Source organism: Paenibacillus sp. PsM32, from assembly GCF_030433815.1.
In the GTDB taxonomy this organism is placed as follows: Bacteria; Bacillota; Bacilli; order Paenibacillales; family Paenibacillaceae; genus Saccharibacillus; species Saccharibacillus kyungheensis.
Genome location: NZ_JARUWY010000004.1, coordinates 241,422 through 256,570, shown reverse-complemented (window position 1 = coordinate 256,570; position 15,149 = coordinate 241,422). Strand labels below are relative to the sequence as shown.

General features: G+C 39.0%; 14 protein-coding genes. 8 read left to right on the top strand and 6 right to left on the bottom strand.

Features of this window, described 5'->3' with window-relative positions:
• Window positions 1-109: 109 nt before the first annotated feature.
• Window positions 110-985 (bottom strand): Abi family protein, encoded by an 876-nt coding sequence (locus QCD85_RS11215; RefSeq protein ID WP_301262645.1) that lies wholly within the window; start codon window positions 983-985, stop codon window positions 110-112.
• 223 nt (window positions 986-1,208) lie between these two features.
• Between QCD85_RS11215 and QCD85_RS11210 the strand changes: the two genes are divergently transcribed.
• The gene (locus tag QCD85_RS11210; protein WP_273614093.1) at window positions 1,209-2,033 is read left to right on the top strand and encodes a class I SAM-dependent methyltransferase; all 825 of its coding nucleotides are present in this window, start codon (window positions 1,209-1,211) and stop codon (window positions 2,031-2,033) included.
• A 136-nt stretch (window positions 2,034-2,169) separates the two neighbouring features.
• On the opposite strand, the gene QCD85_RS11205 is transcribed toward QCD85_RS11210, so the two are convergent.
• On the bottom strand, window positions 2,170-2,772 hold the full coding sequence (locus QCD85_RS11205; protein WP_301262644.1) for a YjgB family protein: 603 nt from the start codon (window positions 2,770-2,772) through the stop codon (window positions 2,170-2,172).
• 291 nt (window positions 2,773-3,063) lie between these two features.
• Here QCD85_RS11205 and QCD85_RS11200 point away from each other — a divergent pair, with 291 nt between their 5' ends.
• The 6 genes from QCD85_RS11200 (at window position 3,064) to QCD85_RS11175 (ending at window position 9,819) form a co-directional block, all read left to right on the top strand.
• The gene (locus tag QCD85_RS11200; protein ID WP_301262643.1) at window positions 3,064-4,614 is read left to right on the top strand and encodes an NAD(P)H-binding protein; all 1,551 of its coding nucleotides are present in this window, start codon (window positions 3,064-3,066) and stop codon (window positions 4,612-4,614) included.
• 215 nt (window positions 4,615-4,829) lie between these two features.
• Window positions 4,830-6,068 (top strand): peptidase T, encoded by a 1,239-nt coding sequence (pepT, locus tag QCD85_RS11195; RefSeq protein WP_301262642.1) that lies wholly within the window; start codon window positions 4,830-4,832, stop codon window positions 6,066-6,068.
• 62 nt (window positions 6,069-6,130) lie between these two features.
• Window positions 6,131-7,249 carry a 5-methyltetrahydropteroyltriglutamate--homocysteine S-methyltransferase gene (locus tag QCD85_RS11190; RefSeq protein ID WP_301262641.1) on the top strand — a complete coding sequence of 373 codons (1,119 nt, stop codon included), beginning with the start codon at window positions 6,131-6,133 and terminating at the stop codon, window positions 7,247-7,249.
• A gap of 37 nt (window positions 7,250-7,286) precedes the next feature.
• A complete protein-coding gene (locus QCD85_RS11185; protein WP_301262640.1) occupies window positions 7,287-7,556 on the top strand; it encodes a YkgJ family cysteine cluster protein in 270 nt (89 codons plus the stop codon).
• A 371-nt stretch (window positions 7,557-7,927) separates the two neighbouring features.
• Window positions 7,928-8,770, top strand: a complete 843-nt coding sequence (locus QCD85_RS11180) for a methyl-accepting chemotaxis protein (RefSeq protein WP_273614099.1) — start codon at window positions 7,928-7,930, stop codon at window positions 8,768-8,770.
• Between the two features lie 206 nt (window positions 8,771-8,976).
• Window positions 8,977-9,819, top strand: coding sequence for a methyl-accepting chemotaxis protein (locus QCD85_RS11175; RefSeq protein ID WP_301262639.1), 843 nt, complete (start codon window positions 8,977-8,979; stop codon window positions 9,817-9,819).
• A gap of 87 nt (window positions 9,820-9,906) precedes the next feature.
• Here QCD85_RS11175 and QCD85_RS11170 read toward each other — a convergent pair whose 3' ends face one another.
• A complete protein-coding gene (locus QCD85_RS11170; RefSeq protein WP_301262638.1) occupies window positions 9,907-11,070 on the bottom strand; it encodes a GGDEF domain-containing protein in 1,164 nt (387 codons plus the stop codon).
• A 264-nt stretch (window positions 11,071-11,334) separates the two neighbouring features.
• Between QCD85_RS11170 and QCD85_RS11165 the strand changes: the two genes are divergently transcribed.
• Entirely contained in the window at window positions 11,335-11,958 is a 624-nt protein-coding gene (locus QCD85_RS11165) for an acetate uptake transporter (RefSeq protein WP_204825942.1), read from the top strand.
• Between the two features lie 117 nt (window positions 11,959-12,075).
• Here QCD85_RS11165 and QCD85_RS11160 read toward each other — a convergent pair whose 3' ends face one another.
• From QCD85_RS11160 to QCD85_RS11150, 3 genes are all read right to left on the bottom strand, one after another.
• Window positions 12,076-12,720, bottom strand: a complete 645-nt coding sequence (locus tag QCD85_RS11160) for a class I SAM-dependent methyltransferase (protein ID WP_273614102.1) — start codon at window positions 12,718-12,720, stop codon at window positions 12,076-12,078.
• A 158-nt stretch (window positions 12,721-12,878) separates the two neighbouring features.
• Window positions 12,879-13,982 (bottom strand): carbohydrate ABC transporter permease, encoded by a 1,104-nt coding sequence (locus QCD85_RS11155; RefSeq protein ID WP_273614103.1) that lies wholly within the window; start codon window positions 13,980-13,982, stop codon window positions 12,879-12,881.
• A complete protein-coding gene (locus QCD85_RS11150) occupies window positions 13,982-15,064 on the bottom strand; it encodes a carbohydrate ABC transporter permease (protein ID WP_273614104.1) in 1,083 nt (360 codons plus the stop codon). Before QCD85_RS11150 ends, QCD85_RS11155 begins: the two co-directional genes overlap by 1 nt.
• Between the last annotated feature and the right edge of the window lie 85 nt (window positions 15,065-15,149).

Sequence of the window (15,149 nt, the reverse complement as noted above, 5' to 3'; positions counted from 1 at the left end):
GTACCATATATAATGTAAAAAAACTCTATAAAAAAACTAAGAGCGGTCGCTGACAGCGACCGCTCGTACAAACCACAAAAGTGATTTTTTCCTTAGACTTATTTTAAGCTTAGTCTACAATAAAATCAACCAGTTTATGAATGTAATCAAAAATACTTTGTAGTAATTGATTTTTATTATAATAATGAATATTTTTCTTGATTCTCTGCATAATTAATTGTAATTCATCATTTCGTTTTTTCCTAACTCCGCTACTGAGCACATATGTTGAGTGACAATATAACAAAGCTGATAGATCATGTATTCTTTGATTTTCTAATCTTTTCTTCCTTGTATGTTTGCTAATATTCGGGACTTTTCCAACAAATAATTTAATATACTTTGATTGTCTATCATGTGTTAAAGTTTGCTCATTTAATTTTATTAAAATAGGGCTGCTGTGAGCACATATATTTCTAATATTCTTTACGTATCTTATAATAGAGGCAATTTCTATATATTCATTTTGATGCTCATGTTCGTAATAAAACTCCACAAATCTAACAAATTCTCCAAAAGTTATAATTTCAAATAATACCCATATCGATAAATCGTTTTTTCTTTTTAGATAAAGATCATAATTATAATGTCTACTTGCGTATCTAATATGATCAAAAAAAGATTCTGAACTTTTACCTATTTTTTGCGAAAACCTATCTATAATGGTGTATCCATCTTCCTGACTCTTAGTAATATCAGCTAATATTTTCGTTTTTAAAAAGTGTTCAATATCAAGCGTCATTTGAAGAAGAGTATATCTAAGTTGCATATCAATACTTGCTAAATCAACAAGATGTTGAAAATCTAAATGAATATATTTTCCTTTATTATCCTTAGGAAAATTACTTCGATAAGCAGATAACTTATAATAGTAATTTGAGTGTTCCAGAATATGCTCTGGTGTTTCTAAAGAAGGAAGATTAAACTGAATTCCTTTATCCTTCATATGAACTATTAACTCTGAAAAATCAAGCTTTTTCTTGCTCCCAATAATGCTCAGTCCTCCTTTCGATATAAATCATATATAGCCCTTATTCTTTAATATATTATACGACTTTTATAAGTGCAAAAAATTATTTTTGCATATTATTTCTATTTTCCCTGTAGAGCTGTTTCTTTCTCCTTTATAATAGAACAAAGTACATTCAAACAAGGAGGCAATATCTGTTATGACTATTCCTGAAAATAATTCTATCAACAATATCGAACGATTTTCCGGTTTTGAAGATGTGTATGATCAGTATCGTCCGACGGCGCCTAGTCTTGTGGTAGATATTCTTTCGAACTATTTGCAAAAGAAACCTGGATTGGTCGTGGATGTAGGCTGTGGCACAGGGTTATCTTCGTTTATTTGGCGGGATCGAGCAGATCGTATTATTGGGGTAGAACCCAATCAAGATATGTTAAATAAAGCACGTTATAAATTAAGTCTGACGACTCAAGCAGATCACCTTTCGTTTGAACAAGGATATTCCAATCAACTTTCGCTGGATTCCAATAGTACAGATATCGTTACTTGTTCGCAGTCTTTTCACTGGATGGAACCGAAAAGCACATTGAAAGAAATTGCTCGTGTACTGGTACCCGGCGGAATTTTTGCTGCTTATGATTGTGATTGGCCACCAACTGTGAACTGGCAATTGGAGCGCGAATATATCCATCTATTAGCGATCTCGGAACGGATTATTGCAGAGCAAGCGAACCCCGAGCAAGTCGCTCGTAAGCGAGATAAAGACAACCATCTACAACAGATTGAGCAAAGCGGACATTTTCGGTTTACTAAAGAAATTGTATTCCATCATATTGAACCCTGTAGTGCAGAACGGTATGTAGGTATTTTGCTTAGTCAGGGCGGGATTCAAGCCGCATTGAAGTTGAACTCCGATTATTTAAAGTCTGAAATTCAGATTTTCCAAGCGATGGCAGATGATTACTTCCGTGGTGGAGTCACCAATGTAATGTTCAGCTATCGACTAAGACTTGGCATACATTGATCTTATTCTGGTAAACTTCAAGCAGAAAATGATAGTTGTAATAGAACAAAAAAAGCACTGAACATATGTTCAGTGCTTTTTCGATTCAAAAATGAGAGTATACTCCAGCTCATCTTCAATTCAGTTGAAGTTTGATTTATACGCCTTTTTCACGCAAATTGATATGATCTAGCTCTGTACTACTGTTGAAAATAAATTCTAACTGATACGCTCCGCGAACATACGTCACTTTGGTTTGTTTCAGTTTACCGTTTTTGATCGTAGTAGTAGATGTTGGTGTATACCAGTTTTTGAGCAACATTTTCATGGTAATCCCGCCAATATTCGTCTGGCGTTCCACACTTGTGCCCATATAACGCATTTCACGAATTTTTGTTAATTTGTAATTGAATGCATAACCAGGGTTACCCATCTCTGCATGATACACATCAAATCCATCAGAGTCTTTCATGGCTTGATCAGGCTTACCGAAAGCTTTGACTACTTCATTTCTTGTCGTTTTACCTACAGTAAATGCACTGGCATTGCCCGGGAATTGACCTTTCAATGCTGGCTTGTAAAAGCTATTCAATGTTTTCAAAGCCATTTGACTATCGCTAGCAGTGACTTTACTCGTTGTAGCAGCAGATGCTGTCTGTACCGAAGATATTCCACTGGTTACTCCAAGTGTACCCACAGCTAATACTCCTGTCAGTGTTGCTGTACATATCATTTGTTTGATCGATTTCTGAGTGTTCATGTTCTTTTCCTCCTTGTAGATAAGGTATTTCAAGTGCTCATACTTGCCTAATTCTAATACATTCCAGTTCTACTTATTGTCTCTTTATTCAAATACTAACATAATAAAGTATCGCATTTCAAAAGTATAAGCGCTTATACTTAACGATTTTGAGTATACTTTTTAACGTGTTATTTTGTCAATCAAATAGGACTTTGGTCGCTGTATCAATCTATTAACATGAGGTTGAAGTGCTACGAAAAAGGGTATGTAAAAGCTACAGACTTTTAAATGAACAGGGGTGTGGAGACAATGGATATGGAGACAACTGCAAGCGAAGAAACGACTATACAACACCGTCCTAAAATTGCCTTAACAGGAGCAAGTGGTTATATCGGGCACAATTTACTGAAGCGGTTAACAGATGAGTATGATGTGATTGCATTATCCAGACATGGCGATGACAAAGAAAATAGTGAGCATGTTGAATGGCGTTCTTGTGAGCTATTCTCGATATCTGATGCAGAAAAGGCACTCAAAGGTGCAGATTATGCTATTTATCTTGTGCATTCTATGATGCCTACTGCGAAGTTGACCCAGGCTCATTTTGAAGATATGGACGTGATTTTAGCAGACCATTTTGCCAGAGCAGCCAAAAAGAATGGTATCAAACAAATTGTGTATTTAAGCGGTATTATCCCTGAAGGTGTACCACGGGAAAATTTATCGCGTCATTTACGCAGTCGTCTAGAAGTAGAGCAAATTCTAGGTTCTTATGGAGTACCTGTGACAACGATTCGGGCTGGATTGATTGTGGGACCGCAAGGTTCTTCGTTCCCGATTCTAGCGAAGTTGGTTCAGCGTCTGCCGATTATGACACTACCAACATGGACACGTACTGAGACGCATCCGATTGCACTATCTGATGTATTGCAAGCTTTGAAAAAGAGTATCGGCAGTAATGAGTTATACGATCGGGCAATCGATGTTGGTGGCCCTGATATTATGACCTACAAACAAATGATGATGAAAACCGCAGAAGTGATGGAGAAAAAGCGTTCGTTCCATGATGTTCCTTTTCTAACGATCCATCTTTCTCGTCTCTGGGTGACATTGGTTACCGGTATGCCTAAAGAAATGGTCTATCCTTTGGTAGAAAGTCTAGCGCATCCGATGGTCGCTAATCCTGAACGCAAAGTAGAAGGCATTAGCGATGGACAGATTACTTTTGAAGAGTCTGCCAAATCTGCACTTGAAGAAGAAGAGAAGGAAAAAGAAAAAGCACAAGAGAAAAAGGAACAATCTGGTTCTTCTCCTGAACACAAAACCGAATCGGTATCTGATGTGCGTTCGATTCAACGTGTTGTTTTGCCGGATGGTAAAAATGCCGATTGGGCTGGTAAATACTATATGAAATGGCTGGGTGGAATCGCCAAATGGTTGATTCGCACCGAGTACGATGGTAGCAGTATTTATCGTGTCTATATCCGCCCTTCCAGTCAACCTATTTTGGAGTTAACATATTCTCCTGAATTGAGTAGCGAAGATAGTGCCGTCTACCATATTACAGGTGGTGCATTTACCAAAACAAAAGAAAATCATGAAGGACGATTGGAATTTCTACAAGTTCCCGGCACACAGGATTGTGTTATTGCTATTCATGATTATCTTCCATCATTACCATGGTTTATTTACAAATTCACACAAGCCAAAGTCCATCTATGGGTTATGTATGCATTCCGCCGTCATTTAAAACGGATGATCAAAAGTGGTAAGCAACATGAATTCCCAGAAGGTCATCAATCTCAAGATTCACAACATCCGGCTACTCATACGATGAGCAGTTCACATAGTACGCCGTAATTCGATAATCTATTCAACTGTAAAATATATAATGTTATCTAGCAGGTCTGAACGCTCTTCATCTTCGTGATGAATAGCTTCAGACCTTTTTAGGTATAGCCTATTTCGATATCAACATAGTTGGAATCTCAATCTCCTTTTGGGATGATCCGCCAATTCATGATAAAATGAATACATACGATTGATACCACAAGCCGAAGGGAGCTTTTTATACTGTGAAAAACGAACTGATTGATCGCTTAACTTCTTATGTGCAAATAGATACACAATCCAATGAGGATAGTGAGACATGCCCTTCTACACCCGGACAATGGACGCTTCTTCATCAATTGGTAGAAGAATTAGAACAGATCGGTATGGAAGATGTCACATTAGATGGTAACGGTTATGTGATGGCGACTTTACCTTCAAATACAGATCAACCAGCACCTGTTATCGGCTTTTTAGCTCATGTGGATACAGCGACTGATTTTACAGGGAAAAATGTAAAACCTCAACTGCTTGAAAATTACAACGGTGGCGATATTCTACTTAACCAGAATGAAGGGATTGTATTATCCCCAAAAGACTTCCCTGAATTGGAGCAATATAAAGGTCATACATTGATCACTACTGATGGCACTACACTTCTTGGTGCAGATAACAAAGCAGGGATTGCTGAGATTATGACAGCGATGCACTATTTGATCGATCATCCAGAGATTAAGCATGGCAAGATCAGAGTCGCTTTTACACCGGATGAAGAGATTGGTAGAGGTCCTCATTTGTTCGATGTAGCTAAGTTTGGTGCCGAATATGCGTATACGGTAGATGGTGGCCCTCTTGGAGAACTGGAGTACGAGACATTTAATGCCGCAGCAGCCAAAATCACGTGCAAAGGCAGTAATGTGCATCCAGGTACTGCCAAAAATAAAATGGTAAATGCTGCGAAAATCGCGATGGAATTGCATCGTCGTCTACCCGCAGGAGAAGCGCCTGAATTTACAGAAGGCTATGAAGGATTTTTCCATCTGTCTTCGATCAATGGTGATGTGGAAGAAACGCAATTGTCTTATATTATTCGTGACTTCAAACGGGAAGACTTTGATCATAAGAAAAATCTTCTGAATAGCATTGTCGAAGAATTCAGACAAACCTATGGCGAGAACAATATCTTGATCGATATGAAAGATCAGTACTATAATATGCGTGAAAAAATCGAACCTGTAAAACATATTGTTGATATTGCAGGACAAGCGATGAAAAACGTAGGGGTTGAACCTCATATTACACCGGTTCGCGGTGGTACAGATGGTGCTCAATTATCGTATATGGGTCTGCCTACACCTAATATTTTTACAGGTGGCGAAAATTATCATGGCAAATACGAGTATGTATCTGTCAACAATATGGTGAAAGCTACAGAAGTGATTGTAGAAATCACTCAATTGTTTGCTAAGCCCAATCAGGCGTAAACCTATCCTACGTTTTGATATTTTAACGTTCTTACATTATATAGAAAGCAGGTAATGATACGATGACATTTTCGACTTCTCTTCAACGCACAGTAGCGCCTTTTCGCGCAGATCAAGTAGGCAGTCTATTACGCACAGATAAGATCAAGCAAGCTCGTCTGGACTTGACTAACGGTACACTGGATGCAGAACAACTACGCATGATAGAAAATGAAGAAATTCGCCGCATTGTTGCCAAACAAGAAGAAATCGGTCTATTGTCGATAACAGATGGTGAATTTCGCCGGGCTTGGTGGCACTTTGACTTTCTAGAACGTTTGGATGGTGTAGAAGGCTATGATACCGAAGGTGGTATTCAATTCCACAATACAACGACCAAAGCACATGGTGTCAAAGTGACAGGCAAAATCGACTTTACTACTCACTCTCATCTAGAAGATTACAAATTTCTTCATAGTGTCGTGAGTACAGGTCATACAGCCAAAATGACGATTCCAAGTCCAAATATGTTGTTATTCCGCGGACAAATTCAGACCGATCTGTATCGTGATCCTGAAGTGTTATTACATGATCTAGCTGAAGCATACAAAAAAGCGATTCGTGCTTTTTACGATGCAGGTTGTCGTTATCTGCAATTGGATGATACGTCTTGGGCTGCATTCTTTTCAGAAGAAGCCAAAGCCAAATTACGCAGTGATGGCAAAGACCCTGATCAAATGCTTGCTGATGCCGCTAAATTAATCAACCAATCAGTAGCCGATCGCCCGGCGGATATGACGATTACAATGCATATTTGCCGTGGGAACTTCCGCTCGACATGGGCAGCATCCGGTGGTTATGATGGTGCCGCCGAAACGATTTTGGATGGACTGGATCTGGATGGATTATTTATGGAATACGATGATGAGCGTTCAGGATCATTCGATGCGTTGCGCTTTGTGAAGCGTCCGAACTTACAGATTGTTCTTGGTCTGGTCACTTCTAAATATGGTGAATTAGAGAATCCTGATGATATCAAGCGCCGGATTGATGCTGCATCCAAATTCGTTAATTTAGATCAATTGTGCTTGAGTCCACAATGCGGATTTGCTTCAACTGAAGAAGGTAATTTGCTGACAGAAGAGCAACAATGGGATAAGTTACGTCATGTCATCCATATTGCTCAGGATGTATGGAAATAATTATAGTGTAGTGTATTAAATATTGGAGTGAATTATTATGGAATGTCGGGTTGGCTGTGCCGCCTGTTGTATAGCAATCTCTATCTCTTCCCCAATCCCCGGTATGCCGGAAGGCAAGCCTGCTGGAGTTCCTTGTCCACAATTGACCGCAGAACGTCGTTGCGGATTGTTCGGTCGACCAGAACGTCCAGATGTCTGTGGAGGGTTGCCGGCTTCATTGGAAATGTGTGGCACTACCAATGAAGAAGCTTTTGCTTATTTAGAAGCGTTGGAGCAAGCTACTGCTCCAACAAAGCGTTCTCATTAACAACGCTAATGTGTTTACGTTAAGATCGAATAGAATCCCTTGCATTCATTAAGAGTGTAAAGACATCTTTTATAGATGGATTTGCTCTTACAATATGAAAGGGATTTTTTTCTATGCTATTTTCTAATCGCTTCTAAATAAGGAAATCTACCGAAACATCTACATTTGTATTGTCCAAACAATTATATTACTTCTATTTATGTAAATAAATTTCTTTTACTATATAGAAAAGTTAAAATTTAAAATATAATTATGTATTTATTGCTATTTTATCTGTTTTTCCGAGCAATTACCCTTAATTTCAACATTTAAACGTCCGATAATATAGGAGTATGATGACTATAAAAATGAGATTAAAGGGTGATTGACACATGAGTATGCTTGATTCTTTTTTACTATTTGTGCCGTACATTGGAAAAATTTTGAGAGAAAGAGCCACAGTATGTTTGTACGACAAGACACATATGCTTTACTATGAACAGTTAGATGGTATCGATCTTGGTTTCAAAACAGGTGATGTTCTTCCAGCCGGATTCGATAATTTCTCTTCCCTCCCCGACAAAGTCAATCCTTCTATTAGTCATTATCCCAAAGAAATGTTCGGTGTGCCGTTAGAAGGAATCAATGTTCCTATCTATGATGGTAATACACTATTTGCTGTACTTTCTGTTAATTATGATAAGAGTACAAAAGAAAACCTGGATTCTGTGTTACAAGAAAATGTATCTGCTGCTGATGGTCTTGTTGATATGGTGCAACATGTTGCCGCTCATGCACAGCAACTACAAGCAACGAGCGAACAAATTTTGCAAAATAGCAAAATAACAGTTGAGAAATCAGGCAAAATTAATGAAGTCGCTACATTGATCAAAGATATCTCTGAACAAACGAATTTGCTGGGTCTAAATGCCGCTATTGAAGCTGCTCGTGTAGGTGAATTGGGTGCAGGATTTGGTGTGGTTGCGACTGAAGTTCGTAAATTGTCAGTGAATGCCAAACAAGCGACTGGAGATATCGAAACGGCTCTTCGTGATGTACAACAATCGATTCGCCATATGGAAAATGAAATTGCTCAAATTACAGCCTCTTCTCAAGAACAATCTTCTCTTGTTGGTTCATTTACAGACGTGATTGAACGCTTGCAATCCGCAAGTACAGAAATGAAATCGATCACCAACAATCTATACCGCTACAGCGTCCCTCTTAACAAATAATCTCAGCCTATCTACTTCCCTTATCACACTAGAGCCTATTCTGAATAAAAAGCTCTAATGTATGTTAGAGTTTTTTATTTTTACAATTTGTTATCTTCTATACCACATTAACTCAAAAGATTAGTCTTTATTATAAGGCTCTTCTGTCCGATAGTAATACATATAGATACTATCAAAAATTGAGTAAGAAAAGGATGATTAGAACTATGCCAGTAATGCAAGCACTTTTAACCGCTTTGCCATACATCGGAAAACTTTTGCGCGAGCGCGCTACCATTTGCTTATATGATCATGAAAAGATCCTCTATTATGAACAATTTGGAGGTATTGATCTAGGATTTGTAGCAGACGGTCCTTTAGCTCCTGGCTTTGAAAACTTTGCTGGAATTGCGGATAAAGTGAACCCATCCATTACTCCTTTTCCTAAAGAAATGTTTGGTGTTTCTCTTGAAGGAATCAATGTGCCGATCCATGAAAATGGTCAAATCGTAGGCGTTATGACGATTAGCTATGATCAAAGAACACAAGAAGATCTTGAAGGTGTTATGACAGAAAACGTATCTGTATCTGAAAATCTTGTAGATATGGTGCAACATATTGCGGCTCATGCACAGCAACTACAAGCAACCAGCGAGCAAATTTTGCAAAACACGAAAACAACGGTTGAAAAATCAAGTAAGATCAATGAAGTAGCAATCCTAATCAAAGATATCTCTGAACAGACCAATTTGCTTGGTCTTAATGCTGCGATTGAAGCTGCTCGTGTAGGAGAATTGGGCGCAGGATTTGGTGTAGTTGCGACTGAAGTTCGTAAATTGTCTGTTAACTCCAAAAAAGCTACAGGCGATATTGAAACAGCACTTCGTGATGTACAAGAATCTATCCGTCAAATGGAAAATGAGATCACTCAAATTACCACTTCTTCTCAAGAACAAGCGACACTTGTCGGTTCATTTACAGAAGTAATCGACCGTCTTCAAGCTACAGGCGAAGCGATGAAAGATATCACTAAAAATATCTACTACTATAACAGTCAACCCAATAAATAAGCAGATTCATTTTTCTATATTCCAAAAAGCTCTACAACCACATTCAGTGATTGTAGAGCTTTTTTTCAATAGATAACCATATCACTCTTAGCCGCTCTCTTCTTGCACCATTACCAGACTCCGTGCTGTACGATTACGACCTGCATATTTGGCTTCATATAATGCTCGATCGCTGTGTTGATATAACATACTAAGCTGCGTCTCTTTGGTAGCAGATACTGTGACCACTCCTACACTAATCGTATACGACAACGGCAAAGCATGAAACCGATGATGCTCAATCGTAGAACGTAGTTGTTCAGCGATTTGACTGGATCGTTGTTCATCCGTATCAGGTAGCAGAATAGCAAATTCATCACCACCATATCTTCCAAATATCGCTTGTTCCTCTAACTGCTCTGTCACAAGTATCGCCATATCACGCAATACCCGATCGCCAATATGATGACCATATGTATCGTTGATCGCTTTATAATGATCGATATCAAATAAAAGGTACGATACGGATTGCTGCTTTTTGGCTAATTCATAGATACAATTTTTACTTTCGATCATAAATGTCCGCCGATTCAATATACCTGTCAGATCGTCATAGCTGGCAATACGCAGTAGATCGACATCTGCTTGCTCTTTGGATAACAGCACAAAACCGGTATTGCCCAAAATCATAATCAAATACAGCGACAGAAACGTAAACGTCTGATACATCCCTGTTGTAAATAATCCAACAACAGCACCAAAATACATAGCAAACACAGCTCTAAACCATAGACTAATCACAACAATACTATACAAATAACCCATCAAATGCTGAAGTGAAGATGCTTGTCGATCTGAGATCATGCGGTAGGCGGGATAAAGGATAAACAAAGAGGTGGCGATAGAAGCATAAATAATACGAGTCGTTTCTGTTACACCTAAGAAGTAAATTGATACAAAACCAATAATCGTTATCGTAGTATAGCCCATATACAGATTGCGAATTTGTTTAGAAAACGCTTTTTGTAACACTAGAAACGAAGCTGTCTCCAAAGCGGCACCGATAAATAAAAAAGAATTAGCAACTGCAATCGAGAAAAAATCAGGAGCAGTATTGCGAAAAATCAACATAAACCATGCGATAGCCTGTACCCATTTGGAAAGGTAAAACATGTTAACAGCACGATCTTTCATATAATTCTGACGATATGCACGGATCAAGATGACAGTAAAAATGTGTCCAAATACAAGGGAAATGAACACTGTTTTCATATCCAGATTGAAATCCATCTGTTTTATTCACACACCTTAACCAATGAAATGTAATTACCTATCAGTATAACAAGTTTTGAGCGACGTAAATAGTCAAATAATTCCCCAAATTGAAATAAATAAACAGTAGTATGACAGGTATTTCTCTAATTGATATGTAACTAATAATATTTCTTTTCTATCTGCGTCTTTTCAGGTACAATGCTTGAGGTATGTCTGACGACAGTGAGGGATACCTAACAATTATTGGAGGCTAAATTCCTTATGCAAACTTCTTCGCAAACTCATGTTAAGATCATCAATGCTGATCCTAGCGCACTCGGCCTGTTCGGTCTGGCTATTGTTACTCTGGTAGCTTCTTCTCAAAAGCTAGGTCTAACGACAGGACTCAGCTATGCTATTCCCTGGGCGATCTTTCTGGGCGCTTGCGCTCAATTATTCGCTTGTATTCAAGATTCCAAGCGAAACAATACATTTGGTACGACGGCATTTGGAGCATTTGCTTTCTTCTGGTTCGCGATGGCAGGCAACTGGATGATCAAAATGGGCGTATTCGGCACTGCTCTAGCCAATGATGTAGATGGTAAGCAACTAGGCTTTGCTTTTGCCGGTTATCTTGTTTTTGTACTCTTTATGACGATCGGTGCCATGGAGACACACAAAGTATTATTTATTATTTTCTGCTTGATCGATCTGTTATTCCTCGGACTCACCTTTGATGCGTTTGGTGTGGCTCCTCATATTTTCCATACACTTGCTGCTTATGCAGAGATGGGTATTGGGATTATGTCTTTATACGGTACAGGTGCATTGGTATTGAATACTCATTTTGGCAAAACATTTTTACCTATTGGTAAGCCATTTGGTATTTTCAAAGACCATAACTAAGTATTGTTCTCTATAACCAAGCACCCATTAAGCACCAATCAACACATGCGATTATTCTATTGCATGTGTTTTTTTATATCTATAGTGCGAGACTTTATCTGCGAGAAAGTACAATAACTATACGCCTACTTTATAAATATAAATTTTGGTACGGTGAATATCCACACATTGTACAATCTTTTCAGGTGTCCAATCGGGCAATGCAAAATAGACACTAATAATATATGTATACGCTACAGCACGTTCACGCAAAATCGTACTCAATTGCTTCATCGCTCCCGGAAACAAATAACACACAATAATATTTGCTTCTTCATAAGGGTATTGATACATATCTCCACGGATAAATGTAAGTGGCACTTTCTCAAACTTGGCCCACCATTTAGAAATCCAAAAAGGCACTACCGAATTTTCGATACCGATCACATGATAATTCGGGATATGTTTGGCTAAAAATATCGCTAATGTTCCCCAGCCTGAACCGGTTTCTACAATAGTTTTTTGACGTGCTTGGTATTCCATATGTTGTTGGATAATCGAATATTGTTGCGCAGGATCATCTGTTTCTAATTTGAAAAGCGGATGATCTAATTCTTGTACTTTAGACAAACGCAACACTTCTTCTGCTACTTTACTTCGCAACAACAATGATGCTGGTAATGGGGAGATGCCATTACGCCAGCTATAATACACAATCGACAATACAGCCAGTAGTGCAATAACAAGCAATACCGTCGATATAATCAATGATCCTGTATCCATACACTTCCCACCTTTTTGTAACATGTAGTCTATTCATGATACAATTCTAAGCCAATAAATTCCAGTTGCTTCTCTACTATTCAACAAATACATAAAAGACCGCTCCTCCTATATCGAAGAGCGGTCTTTTATTATCGTCTTTTGGACTAAACACCTTATTATCCTTTGATCGATCCACCCAATAGACCACGTACAAAGTACTTCTGTAATGCAAAGAATACAGCAAGTGGTGTTAGCATAGAGACAAATGCTGCTGCTGTTAACAGATGCCAGTCACTACCACGCGAACCAACCATATTCGCAATATTCATTGACAATACCTGTACTTCCGGTTGAGAACCGAGGAAGATAAGCGATACCAGATAATCATTCCATACCCATAAGAACTGGAAGATACTAATCGAAGCCAGTGCAGGTACAGATAATGGAAGAATTAATTTAGAGAAAATGGTAAAGTTAGTTGCTCCATCCATATAAGCCGATTCGAATAGATCACGAGGAAGCTGACTAATCGAATTGTACATAAAGTACGTAATTAGCGGCAGACCAAATGCCGTATGTGCTAACCATATACCGAAGTACGTTCCATTGAGTCCAAGTGCTGTGTAATCTCGCAAAATCGGAATCAAAGCCACTTGTAAAGGTACAACCAGTAGTGCAATCACGATTACAAAAAAGACGCGTCGTCCTTTGAACTTGAGCCATGCAAAAGCATATGCGGCAAAAGAAGCAATAAAGATTGGGATGACTGTCGATGGAATAACAACAGCGATTGTATTCCAGAACGATCTTCCCATCCCGCTACCTTGCTCGGTTTTGACGGTGCCATCAGGTTGCGTGATTTTGTACTGTTTACCGCCTAGCACTGTTTCATAGTTCAGCGTTGTAAAATCAAGTGTGAATCCACTCCATTTTTTATCCTGCACATCTACAGTACGTGAACGGCGATTTTCCCAGACCAGACGTTTATCACCTTGCATTACACCTGATTTGAGTTGATCATCGCTAAATGTCTGTCCATTAACGGTGATCGGCTGACGAAGATCAGTATCTTTGGGAAGTTTCACTTGTTCTTCAGTTGCCCACTGGCGATGAGGGAATACCGTCCACCAACCAGTCTGCAAAATATCTGCTGCCGGACGCACTGATGAGATCAACAGCCCCAGTGTAGGAATAAACCAGATAATACAGATAATCGCTAGAATCGTATTAACCAACCAATTCGCTTTGCGTTTGGGTGCTTTATTTTTTCGTTTAGCCATCAGAAGCTTCCCTCCTTCTGAAGCTGGCGCAGATTCAGGATAATAACCGGAATAACTGCAATCAGCAACACAATCGCAAGCGTCGAACCGTAGCCTGCATTTTGATACATAAATAATTGACGGTAGAATTCAGTTGCAACTACTTCTGTTCCGTACTGTCCACCGGTCATAATCATAACGACATCGAATATTTTCAGTGTAAATACGATAATCGTTGTGGTAACTGCAAGTACTGTACTAGAGATCACAGGCAACATAATTTTGAAAAAGATACGTACTTCACCTGCGCCATCCATCCGCGCGGCTTCCAACATATCTTCCGGTATACCTTTGATCGAAGCGGAAAAGATAACCATAGCAAACCCGGTCTGCATCCAGACCAATATGACAATCAAGAAGAGGTTATTCCAGGGTTGCACCATACTGAGCCAGCCCTGCGGCTGGAGTCCTAACTGCACCATAATAGCGTTAAGTAGACCGATCTGGTCATCGCCTGGTTGGTAGTAATAGATGAATTTCCAGATAACCCCTGCGGCTACGAACGAAATCGCCATCGGCATAAACACAATCGCTTTGGCAAGACGTTCAAAGCTACTGCGGTCAGCCAGTACAGCGACTAACATCCCTAAAATAACGCATGCTAAGGTTCCGAATACTACCCACAGCAAGTTATTCCGTAGCGCTGTTAACAATAGTCTGTCTGTAAAAACAGCTCCAAAGTTAGCTAGCCCTACAAATCGGGTCGAATCGGCATTGAAAAAACTAAGATATAACGTACGTAATGTTGGTAAAAACAGCAACCAGCCTAGCAATAATACAGCCGGTCCTACAAATACATAAGGAATGACGCGTTCTTTCCATTTATCCGAATATTGCTCAACTACCCAGTTCAATGAAAAATAAATAGAATAGATCCCAAATATTCCCCAGATCACAGCAAGCAAAGCATTCAAGACCGGTGGAAGATCCGAGCTTCTAAAAAATAAAAAGATCGAGAAATGCAAGCCTACGTTTAAAGCAGGAACAAGTATTGATAACAAAATCAACTTCAACATAGACCCTTGATTGGCTCGCACGTCCATCGGCTTTCCCCCTTAATCAAGCCAAAATCGGACCGATAGCATCGGCCCGTTCTGACTCATGTCAATGTATACCTGCTATCTACAT